Here is a 9,990-nt window from a genome sequence, read left to right on the forward strand (position 1 = left end):
CCGTCGTCGTCAGTCGGAGGTGCGGTAGAGGCCCTGGAGCAGCCCGATGACGTCGCCCAGGACGGGCGGCGGGTCGCTCCGGATCCACGCGGCGTGCACGGGGACCGGCGGGGCGTCGCGGACGACCCGGTAGGCGAGGCCCTGCCGTCGGTACTGGCTCACCGTCGATTCCGCGGTCACTCCGCGGGCGGAGCCGCTGCTGATCACCGTGAGCCAGTCGTCGACGTCGGTCGTCGGGACGGTGATCCGCGGCCGGTCGTGCTCGGGCCAGAGGTCGAGCCGGGTGCTCCCGGTCCGGTCGTCGAGCGCCAGCGGAGCGGTCGCCACCTGGGCGAGGGTGACCGTGCGCTTCGCGGCGAGCGGGTCGTCGACGGACAGCGCGCAGTAGCGCTTCTCGGTGCCGATCAGAGCCGACTCGACGTCCGCAGCCGGGGATCCGCGCCGGAGGATCGCCAGATCGCTGAGGCCCTCGGCGAGCCCCGCGGTGGGGGTGTTGGAGCGGATCAGCTGCAGCTCGTGGCGGGGGAGCGCCGCGGCCCAGCGGCGCTGGAACTCCTGGGTGTGCTCGCCGAGAGCCGACCAGGCGTACCCGATCCGGATCGTGTCCGTCCCGGCCGCCGCCTCCTCGCGAAGGTCGTCGACGACGGCCAGGACGCGGCGGGCGTGCCGCAGCACCCGCTCGCCCGCCGGCGCGAGCTCGACGCTGCGGGTCGTCCGGTGGAGGAGCCTTCGTCCGAGGACGGACTCGAGCGCCGCGACGTTGCGGGAGACCGCCGTCTGGGAGATGCCGAGGTCGATCCCCGCGTCGGTGAAGGTCCCGGCGTCCACGACGCCGACGAACGACCGGAGGTGGCGCAGTTCCAGTTCCATGACCGCATCCTATTCATGCGGTTCCCGCATCGATCGGACCGGTGATGCATTGTGAGCCGGGGCCGGACGGCTCGCAGACTTCCGGAATGACGAAGCAGCTCCCCGGCGACGGCCGGTCCGTCGGCGTCGCGACCGCCCTCGCGAGCGCCCTCTCGAATCAGCTCGGGGCGGCCTCCGGGACTCTGGCCTTCCCGGTCCTGGGATCCGTCGGAGTGGTCGCCGTCCGGCAGATCGTCGCCGCGCTGATCCTCCTCCCGGTCGTCCGGCCGCGGATCCGCGACCTGACCCGCGCGCAGTGGTGGCCCGTCCTGCTCCTCGCCGTGGTGTTCGGAGCGATGAACCTCACGCTCTACGCGGCCATCGACCGCATCGGGCTGGGGCTGGCGGTGACCCTGGAGTTCTGCGGGCCGCTGGCGGTCGCGCTCCTCGGCTCCCGGAGCAGGACCAGCGCGCTCTGCGCCCTCGTCGCCGGAGCAGGCGTCGTCGCGATCGCCGGGCCGAGGCCATCGTCCGACCAGGTGGGGATCGCGCTCGGTCTCGCGGCCGCGTGCTGCTGGGCCGCGTACATCCTGCTCAACCGGATCATCGGACTCCGTCTGCCCGGAGCGCAGGGGACCGCCACGGCGACCGGGATCTCCGCCGCCGTCTTCCTGCCCGTCGCCGTCTGGACGCTCGTCTCGACCCGCCCCGACGCGGGCACCGTGCTCCTGGCGGTCGGCGCCGGCGTCCTGGCGACGGCCGTCCCGTTCGTGGCCGACGTGATCGCGCTCCGGAGGCTCCCGGCGGGCGTGTTCGGGACGCTCATGAGCGCCAACCCCGTCCTGGCCGCCCTCATCGGCGCGGTCGTGCTCGGGCAGGACGTCGGCGCGGCCGGATGGATCGGCATCGCCCTCATCGTCACCGCGAACGCGGCGGTCCTCCGGCGGGGGCGTCGCGCGCGGTGAGGCCCGGCGGCGGGCCGAGCGAGAGGTGATCCCGTCGAGATGCCGCCGCTGTGCGTTACCTGTTCGTTATGAAAAAGGCGCCTACACGACCAAACCAGGGACACCCTGGGAAACGGCAGGTCGCGGGAGAAAACTCTCCTCCATGAACCAGACAGCGGCACCCGTGCGCGAGCATCGAGCTCTCTACTTCCTGCTCGCCGCCCTCGCGGGCATCGTCACGGGCGGAGTCCTCCTCGCCGTCGCCGAGCTCATCGCCCTCGCGGTCGCCCGCACCGCGAGCCCCGTGCTCGCGCTCGGCGCCTTCATCGTCGACATCGTCCCGCGCCCGCTCAAGGAGTTCGCGATCGAGACGTTCGGCGAGAACGACAAGGCCTTCCTGCTCGGCAGCGTGGGCGCCGCGGTCGTCGTCGCCGCCGCGATCGCCGGAGTGCTCCAGCTGGTCCGCCCGCCGCTCGGCCAGGTGCTGCTCGTGATCGCCGGCGGCCTCTCGATCGCCGCCATCGTGACCCGCACCGGAGCGTCGCCGCTCGCTGCGGTGCCCACGCTGGTCGGACTCGTCGTCGCCGTCGTCGTCATGCACCTCCTCTTCACGCGCCTGCGCGGCTGGCGTGCGGCCCGGGCCTCGGAGGCCAGGGGAACATCCTCCGAGGCCCGTCCGGGCGCCCTCGAGCGCCGCGGCTTCTTCCGCATCGCGCTGATCTCCGCCGTCGGCGCGGCAGTCGTCGGCACCGGTGCCCGCCTGGTCAACGCGGCGACCTCCTCCCTCGCCGGTGTCCGCGACGCCCTGCGCCTGCCGTCCCCGCGCAGCACCGTCTCGGTCCCCGCGGGCGCCGAGCTCGACATCGAGGGCATCACCCCGCTCTACACGCCGAACGCCGACTTCTACCGCGTCGACACCGCCCTCACCGTGCCCAACCTGGACCCGTCGGCCTGGTCGCTGAAGATCACCGGCATGGTCGACCGCGAGGTGACGCTGAACCTCCAGCAGATCTTCGACATGGGCCTCGACGAGTACGGCATCACCCTCACCTGCGTCTCGAACCAGGTCGGCGGCAACCTCGTCGGCAACGCCAAGTGGCTCGGCGTCCCCCTGCGCGACGTGCTGAAGATGGCCGGCGTGCAGAGCGGAGCCGACATGCTCCTCTCGACCAGCAGCGACGGCTACACGGCGTCCACCCCGATCACCGCGGTCACGGACGAGAACCTCGACGCGATCCTCGCCGTCGGCATGAACGGCGAGCCCCTCCCGTTCGAGCACGGCTTCCCGGTGCGGATGATCGTGCCCGGCCTCTACGGCTACGTCTCGGCCACCAAGTGGCTCACCGAGCTCAAGGTCACCACCTTCGAGGCCGACCAGGCCTACTGGACCCCGCGCGGCTACTCCGCCGAGGCCCCCATCAAGATGTCCTCGCGGATCGACACCCCGCGGATCGGCGTCCCCGTCACCTCGGGCGCTCTCAAGATCGCGGGCGTCGCCTGGGCGCAGAGCATCGGCATCGAGAAGGTCGAGGTGAGCATCGACAACGGCGACTGGCAGGAGGCGACGCTCTCGACCCCGGTCAACCTCGACACCTGGGTGCAGTGGTTCGTCGACTGGGACGCCCAGCCCGGCTCGCACTACGTCGCGGTCCGCGCGGTCGACAAGAACGGCATGGTTCAGATCGAGGACCGCGCGCCGGTCGCGCCCGACGGATCCTCCGGCTGGCAGCGCACGCTCATCAACGTCACCTGACGCCCTGCGGAGGCGCCGATCCCCGGGGGTCGGCGCCTCCGGTGCGTCCGGCGTCCGTCGCGACGACGCCCCCGCAGTGCGGACGGCCCTGACGCGACGTCGCCTTGGCGGCAGGCACCGCGGCACGTCCCGGCCCGGCGCGCAAGCCTCCGCGGCGGCGCGGCCCGCGAGGAGGCGCCGCTCTAGCCGTCGAGGATGCGCTCCCGGCTCCTCCATCTCCGCGAATCCTTCTGGTTCCTCCCGGCGCTGTTCGGCGTCCTCGCCGTCGGGCTGGCGCTGGGGCTGGTCGAGGTCGACCATCTGCTGGTCCGCGCCGGCGTCAGCGACATCCCCTTGATCGAGGACCTGTCGCCGACCGGCGGCCGGGCGATCCTCTCGGCGATCGGCGGGACGATGCTGGGCGTCGCCGCGACCTCGTTCTCGATCACGATCTCGGTGCTGGCGACCACGTCCTCCGCCTACGGGCCCCGGCTGGTCCGCAACTTCATGGCCGACCGCGGCAACCAGGTCGTCCTGGCGGTGCTCACGTCCACGTTCCTGTACTCGCTGATCGTGCTGCGCGCGGTGCACACCGAGGAGGACGCGTCGCTGACGTTCGTGCCGGTGGTGGCCGTCTCGTTCTCGGTGCTGCTCGCGGTGGGCGACGTCGCGGTGCTCGTCTACTTCATCCACCACATCGCGCTGTCGGTGCAGGTGACGACGCTGCAGCAGCGGGTGCTCGGCGAGCTCGTCGACGTGATCGAGCGACTGCATCCGGAGAGCGGGGAGGAGCCGACGGACGCGGAGGAGGCCCTGCCGCCGGCGGGGCGCGAGCCGGTCGTCCTGCGGGCGGTGCGGGGCGGCTACGTCGAGCAGCTCGAGGTCGAGCGGCTGGTCGCCCTGGCCCGCCGCGGCGACGCGCGGCTCCGGGTGCTCGCGCTGCCCGGCGACCACGTCCTCGTCGGCGACCCGGTGCTCGAGGTCCTGGAGGGGTCCGTCGCCCAGGAGGAGGCGGTCGCCGCGGTCGTCGTCGCCGACGCGCGCACCCCGCACCAGGACCTCCGCTACGCCGTCCAGCAGGTGGTCGAGATCGGAGTCCGCGGGCTCGCGACCGGCACCAACGACCCGTACACCGCGGTCGGCGCCGTCGAGGCCCTGACCAGCGCGCTCGTCGACCTCTGCGGCCGGCCGGAGGCGCGCGGCCGCTACTCCGACGCCGACGGAGTCGTTCGCCTGGTCGTCCCGTGGCCTCGAGCGGGCGAGCTTCTGGCCGACGTGTTCCTCGCCCTGCGCTCGTGCGCGATGGAGCAGCCGCTCGTCGTCCGCGCCGGCGTGCGCCTCGCCGAGCGGCTCGCGGTCGTCGCCCGCGGCGGGACCCGCGTCGAGCTGCACCGCCAGGTCCAGGCGTTCGCCGCCGCGCACGCCGCCGCCGACGGCGACGCCCTCGAGGCGCCGGCCCTGCGCGCGTCGCTCGCCGCGCTCGAGGCGCGTCTCGCGGCCTGACGCTCGGCCTGCCCGGCGCTCCAGGAAGCCACGCCGCCCGAGGAGTGCTCGAATCGATTCGAGTAGGCTCGGCGCATGACAGAGAACACCACTGAGCTGCGCGTGGGGGTCGTCGGCCTCGGCTTCGCCGGCACCACCCACCTCGATGCCTTCCAGTCCCTGCCCGGCGCCCGCGTCGTCGCGCTCGCCGGCCAGGAGGAGGCGCGCCTGCACGAACTCGGCGCGACCCGCGGCGTCCCCGACCTCTACGCCGACTGGGAGGACCTCGTCGCTCGCGACGACCTCGACGTCGTCTCCATCGGCGTCCCGAACCACCTGCACCACCCGATCGCCGTGGCCGCGCTCGCGAGCGGCAAGCACGTCTTCTGCGAGAAGCCGCTCGCCACCACCGCCGAGCTGGCGGCCGAGATGGTCGAGGCCGCCCGCACGAACGACCGGGTGCTCGAGATCGCCTACAACCACCGCCGCCGCGCCGACGTCGCCTTCCTCCGCGACTACCTCGACGACGCGCCGCTGGGCGACGTCTACCACGCCCGCGCGAGCTGGCAGCGGCGCACCGGCATCCCCGGCATCGGCTCCTGGTTCACCAGCAAGGAGCTCGCCGGCGGCGGCCCGCTGATCGACCTCGGCTCCCACGTGCTCGACATCGCGCTGCACCTGCTCGACGAGCCGCGCGTGACCAGCGTCTCGGCGGTCGCGTACGGCGAGATCGGCCGCTCCGGCCGCGGAGGGCGCCCGCACGGCGTCGCCGCCACCGGCACGCACGCGTTCGAGGTGGAGGACTTCTCGAGCGCCCTGCTGCGCCTCGACAACGGCCGCTCGCTCCAGCTCGACGCCTCCTGGGCCAGCTACTCGAAGGTCGACGAGGACATCGAGGTCGAGCTGCTCGGCTCGGCCGGGGGCGCGCGCCTCCACATCGCCGACTACGCCACGGAGGGGACTCTGACGCTCTACTCCGAGGTCGCCGGAGCGCCGACCTTCTCGCACCCCGACGTGAAGGTCCCCGCCGGGCACCACCGCTCGGTCATCGCCGAGTTCCTGGAGGCGATCGCCTCGGGAGCCGACGCGCCCGCGGGCGGCCCCCGCTACTCCGGCCACCACGGCGAGTACGCGCTGCACCGCAGCCGGGTGGTCGACGCGATCTACCGCTCCGCCGCCGAGAAGCAGGAGGTGGCGGTCGCATGAGCGCCCCGATCGAGGTCCTCGTCTGGAACGAGTTCCGCCACGAGACCCGCGGCGACGAGACCGTGCTGCGCCACTACCCGGACGGCATCCACCGCGTCATCGCGGACGGGCTCGCGGAGTCGCTCGGCGACGCCGTCTCGGTGCGCACCGCGACGCTCCCCGAGCCCGAGCACGGGCTCACCGAGGAGGCGCTCGCGACGACGGACGTGCTGCTGTGGTGGGGGCACATCGCGCACGAGGAGGTGTCGGACGAGGTCGTCCAGCGGGTTCTGCGACACGTGCAGGAGGGGATGGGGATCCTGGTCCTGCACTCGGGCCACTACTCGTCGATCTTCAAGGCGCTCATGGGCACGACTTGCTCGCTGAAGTGGCGCAACGACCGCGACCGCGAGCTGGTCTGGACGATCGCGCCCACGCATCCGATCGCCGAGGGCGTGCCCAGCCCGCTGATCATCCCCGAGCAGGAGATGTACGGCGAGTACTTCGACATCCCGGTGCCGGAGGAGACGGTGTTCCTGTCGACGTTCACCGGCGGCGAGGTGTTCCGCTCCGGCGTGACCTACACCCGCGGCCTCGGGAGGGTCTTCTACTTCTCGCCCGGCGACCAGGACTACCCCGTCTACCACCACCCGGACATCCGGCGCGTGCTGGCGAACGCCGTCCGCTGGGCCCGCCCGACCCGCCCGCGCACGCCCCTCACGGCCGACCAGCACCCCCGGGGCTGGTTCGAGGCCTGACGCGGGCGCTCCCGTGCCTCCGTCTCAGCGGGATGCGGCTCCGGTACGCGACACGCCGTGCCGGGCGCACCGACGTGGCGTCTCGCGGGGAGGTACTGGGGGGATGCAGCAGTCGGAGGGGCGCGAGCCGGACGAGGTGCGCCGGTACGGGGAGGCTCCGGAGCAGATCGCGGACGTCTTCCGCGGGGCGCCCGGCGAGGCGCGCCGGCCGGTCGTGCTCGTGCACGGCGGGTTCTGGCGGGCGCGGTGGGACCGGCGGCACGCCCGGCCGCTCGCGGCGGCACTGGCCGACCGCGGGCACGACGTGCTCCTCCCCGAGTACCGGCGCACGGGCGACCCGGGAGGCGGCTGGCCGGGCACCGGCGACGACGTCCTGGCCGTGCTCGCGGCGCTCCCGGCACTGCTGCCCGGCGCCGGACCGGTCGCCCTCGTCGGCCACTCCGCCGGCGGCCACCTCGCCGTCTGGTCGCAGGCCGCCCGTCCGTCGCCGCACGTCGCCGCTGTGGTGGCACTGGCGGGCGTGCTCGACCTGGCCGCCGCCTCCGCCGACCGCCTCAGCGACGACGCCGTGGGGGAGCTCCTCGGCGGCGACCTCGCGCTGCTTCCGGGCGCCGACCCCGCGCAGCTGCCCGCGCCGCCGCAGCCGATCACGCTGATCCACGGCGTACTCGACGAGGACGTCCCTGTCGCCTACAGCCGCCGATACGCCGACCGGCACCCCGCCGTGCAGCTGCACGAGCTCGCCGCCGCCGACCACATGGCGCTCGTCGATCCGACGACGGCCGCCTTCGCGATCCTCCTCGCCGCGCTCGCCTGACGCGCGATCGCACCCCCTCGCCCGTCGGCGTGCGCTGGGGACGGATCGCGACACACCGCCCGCCGACGCGCGACGGGGACAGGCCCCCTACAGGACCGGCGGGTACAGGAAGAGCGGGACCTGCGCGGTGGGGAAGGTGCGGGTCACGTAGCTGTGCTTGCCGCCGTAGTTGTACTCCTCGAGGAGCACGGTGCCGTCGTCGTTGACCTTCTGCACGTAGGAGACGTGGTTGTAGGTCCACCACGCGACGCAGCCGACGATCGGGACGCTGCTGGTCGCCCAGCCCTTCGCGGCCCAGTTGTCCGGCCACTCGTAGGCGCTGCCGCCGAGCGGGGTGATGTTGCCCCACGTGTACTTCCACGGCGCGGAGGTGCGGCCGGCGTCACGGTTGAGGCGCCAGGCCACGAAGTCGACGCACTCGCGGTAGTAGTAGCCGAGGGGCGAGAGTCCGCCGCCGTCGTCGTCGATGGTCTCGTAGGGCCACGGGTAGTCGTCGCCGACCGCGCGGGTCTGCACGGTCGAGAACTCGCCGCCGTTGGATCCGGAGAGCACGGCCGCCTGGCGGCTGGCCTCGTCGAGCTGCGCCTGGGTCGGTGCGGCGAAGGCGTCGCGGACGGCGGTCTGGCCGGCGGCGTCGGAGGAGACGGTGAGGTTCTGGAGGCCGACCCGGTTCGCGGCGGCGCGGCCGGTCGCGGTGGCGGAGGAGCTGCGGGCGCCGTACGCGGGGATCGCGGCCGTGGCGAAGAGGCCGCCGACCACCGAGAACGTCCCGAAGGCCAGGGCGCGGCGGCTGAGGCCACGGGCCCGGGCGGATTCGGCGACGCGGGGAGCGACGGGGCGGGAGGCGGACGCGCGACGCGGAGAGGCCGGGATCGACCGGGAGGCGGGGGAGGCGACGGCGGGGACCTCGACCGACACGGTCGGAGCGGGCGCCACGGCCGATGCGGCGTCGACGATGAAGTCCGCGGAGTCGCCAGCGCCTGCGGAAGCGGGCGAGTTGTCCGATCCGCTGCCCTCGACCGCGGCACCGGCGGTCGCCGCGCCCGTCTCCGCCTCGGCCCGGGCCGCACGGCGCTCGGCCTCGCGGGCCTCGCGCCGGGTCGGGGGTGCAGTGGTCGGGGTGCCGGCACTCTCCTCAGGGGTGGGAATGCCTGGCTTCGACACGCGTGCGTTCTCCTCGGATGACGGTGGTGACGGGGGGTCGGGGGCCGGTGGGGATCCGGCGACGAGCCACTCTAGCCCGAGGCCCGCGCATAACGGAACGATCACGACGGATCCGGCACGGATGCTCCGACCGCTCGCGCCCGTGCGGTGCCAGGATGGGGCGCAACCGGGAAGGAGCTCCTCATGACCGCACCCACCCCCACCGGGCCCGTCCTCGTCGGCATCGTCGACGGCCAGCGACCCGAGGTCCTGCGCACCGCCGCCCGCGTCGCCGCCGACGCCGGAGCCGCCCTGCTGCTCGTGTCGGTCTCGGCCGATCCGTACCTCGTCGGCGAGTACGTCGATCCGATGACCGGCGGCATCCCGCTCGGCTTCGTCGGCGCCGCGGCCGACCGCGGCGAGGGCCCGTCCCTCCCGCCCGGGCTCCGCGAGACGGTCGAGCACGAGCTGGACGGCAGCACCGTGCAGTGGTCGCTGCGCGCGGCGCAGGGCGAGCCCGCCCTGGCGCTCGCCGAGGTCGCCGAGGAGGTCGACGCGCGGATGATCGTGGTCGGCACCCGCGACGCGGGCGTGCTCGCGAGCATCGCCGAGTTCCTCAGCGGGAGCGTCGCCGCCCACCTCGCGCACCGTCAGCACCGCCCCGTGCTCGTCGTCCCGCGCGCCGACCGCGACCCGTCGCGCCCGGCGCCCTGGGACCTCGCGGAGTGACGCGACCCCTCCACCTGCGCCCCTCCGCGATCCTCCTCGTCGCGGCGGGCGGAGCCGTCGGCACGGCTGCCCGCGCCGCGATCGGCGCCGCACTTCCCCCGTTGGGCGTCGTGCCGGTCGCGACGCTCGCCGGGCCGGCCTGGGGTACGGCGTCGGCACGGCTGCGCTCGCCGTCGCGGCGGCCGCCGCGGGCCTCGCCCTGACGGGCGTCCGGCTGTCTTGAGCGGCGCGGTGGGCACTCCGACGCGGCGCTCAAGACAGCCGGACGCCCGTCAGGGCGAGCCCCCAGGCGCCCCCAGCGACGCCAAGGCCGGCCGTGCCGAACCGGGACCCAAGGCGGCGCGGCGGCGC

Annotated in this window: 10 protein-coding genes; 8 read left to right on the forward strand and 2 right to left on the reverse strand. The window is 74.1% G+C overall.

Features of this window, described 5'->3' with window-relative positions; all coding sequences use genetic code 11:
- Positions 1 to 9: 9 nt before the first annotated feature.
- Positions 10 to 870 (reverse strand): LysR family transcriptional regulator, encoded by an 861-nt coding sequence (locus C5C35_RS15375; RefSeq protein WP_104263516.1) that lies wholly within the window; start codon positions 868 to 870, stop codon positions 10 to 12.
- 86 nt (positions 871 to 956) lie between these two features.
- Here C5C35_RS15375 and C5C35_RS15380 point away from each other — a divergent pair, with 86 nt between their 5' ends.
- The 6 genes from C5C35_RS15380 (at position 957) to C5C35_RS15405 (ending at position 7,767) form a co-directional block, all read left to right on the forward strand.
- Positions 957 to 1,814: a DMT family transporter gene (locus tag C5C35_RS15380; RefSeq protein WP_104263517.1), complete on the forward strand. Its 858-nt coding sequence runs from the start codon at positions 957 to 959 to the stop codon at positions 1,812 to 1,814.
- A 142-nt stretch (positions 1,815 to 1,956) separates the two neighbouring features.
- Entirely contained in the window at positions 1,957 to 3,546 is a 1,590-nt protein-coding gene (locus C5C35_RS15385) for a molybdopterin-dependent oxidoreductase (protein WP_104263518.1), read from the forward strand.
- A gap of 195 nt (positions 3,547 to 3,741) precedes the next feature.
- Positions 3,742 to 5,028 (forward strand): DUF2254 domain-containing protein, encoded by a 1,287-nt coding sequence (locus tag C5C35_RS15390; RefSeq protein ID WP_104263519.1) that lies wholly within the window; start codon positions 3,742 to 3,744, stop codon positions 5,026 to 5,028.
- A gap of 75 nt (positions 5,029 to 5,103) precedes the next feature.
- Positions 5,104 to 6,213, forward strand: a complete 1,110-nt coding sequence (locus C5C35_RS15395; RefSeq protein WP_104263520.1) for a Gfo/Idh/MocA family protein — start codon at positions 5,104 to 5,106, stop codon at positions 6,211 to 6,213.
- Positions 6,210 to 6,950: a ThuA domain-containing protein gene (locus C5C35_RS15400; RefSeq protein WP_104263521.1), complete on the forward strand. Its 741-nt coding sequence runs from the start codon at positions 6,210 to 6,212 to the stop codon at positions 6,948 to 6,950. The genes C5C35_RS15395 and C5C35_RS15400 overlap by 4 nt, the downstream gene beginning before the upstream one ends.
- Before the next feature lie 103 nt (positions 6,951 to 7,053).
- Positions 7,054 to 7,767: an alpha/beta hydrolase gene (locus C5C35_RS15405; RefSeq protein ID WP_104263522.1), complete on the forward strand. Its 714-nt coding sequence runs from the start codon at positions 7,054 to 7,056 to the stop codon at positions 7,765 to 7,767.
- A gap of 87 nt (positions 7,768 to 7,854) precedes the next feature.
- On the opposite strand, the gene C5C35_RS15410 is transcribed toward C5C35_RS15405, so the two are convergent.
- Positions 7,855 to 8,931 carry a CHAP domain-containing protein gene (locus tag C5C35_RS15410; RefSeq protein WP_104337430.1) on the reverse strand — a complete coding sequence of 359 codons (1,077 nt, stop codon included), beginning with the start codon at positions 8,929 to 8,931 and terminating at the stop codon, positions 7,855 to 7,857.
- Between the two features lie 183 nt (positions 8,932 to 9,114).
- On the opposite strand from C5C35_RS15410, the gene C5C35_RS16800 reads away from it, so the two are divergent.
- Together C5C35_RS16800 and C5C35_RS16805 are read left to right on the forward strand one after the other, a co-directional pair.
- Positions 9,115 to 9,639: a universal stress protein gene (locus tag C5C35_RS16800; protein WP_104318082.1), complete on the forward strand. Its 525-nt coding sequence runs from the start codon at positions 9,115 to 9,117 to the stop codon at positions 9,637 to 9,639.
- Positions 9,636 to 9,842: a hypothetical protein gene (locus tag C5C35_RS16805; RefSeq protein WP_104247674.1), complete on the forward strand. Its 207-nt coding sequence runs from the start codon at positions 9,636 to 9,638 to the stop codon at positions 9,840 to 9,842. The genes C5C35_RS16800 and C5C35_RS16805 overlap by 4 nt, the downstream gene beginning before the upstream one ends.
- Positions 9,843 to 9,990: the final 148 nt, after the last annotated feature.

Source organism: Rathayibacter sp. AY1F8 (assembly GCF_002932165.1).
GTDB lineage: Bacteria > Actinomycetota > Actinomycetes > Actinomycetales > Microbacteriaceae > Rathayibacter.

Excerpts from the sequence above, each read along its gene's own strand:
- C5C35_RS15375 (WP_104263516.1), bottom strand. The coding sequence starts at position 870 with ATGGAACTGGAACTGCGCCACCTCCGGTCGTTCGTCGGCGTCGTGGAC.
- C5C35_RS15380 (WP_104263517.1), top strand. The coding sequence starts at position 957 with ATGACGAAGCAGCTCCCCGGCGACGGCCGGTCCGTCGGCGTCGCGACC.
- C5C35_RS15385 (WP_104263518.1), top strand. The coding sequence starts at position 1,957 with ATGAACCAGACAGCGGCACCCGTGCGCGAGCATCGAGCTCTCTACTTC.
- C5C35_RS15390 (WP_104263519.1), top strand. The coding sequence starts at position 3,742 with ATGCGCTCCCGGCTCCTCCATCTCCGCGAATCCTTCTGGTTCCTCCCG.
- C5C35_RS15395 (WP_104263520.1), top strand. The coding sequence starts at position 5,104 with ATGACAGAGAACACCACTGAGCTGCGCGTGGGGGTCGTCGGCCTCGGC.
- C5C35_RS15400 (WP_104263521.1), top strand. The coding sequence starts at position 6,210 with ATGAGCGCCCCGATCGAGGTCCTCGTCTGGAACGAGTTCCGCCACGAG.
- C5C35_RS15405 (WP_104263522.1), top strand. The coding sequence starts at position 7,054 with ATGCAGCAGTCGGAGGGGCGCGAGCCGGACGAGGTGCGCCGGTACGGG.
- C5C35_RS16800 (WP_104318082.1), top strand. The coding sequence starts at position 9,115 with ATGACCGCACCCACCCCCACCGGGCCCGTCCTCGTCGGCATCGTCGAC.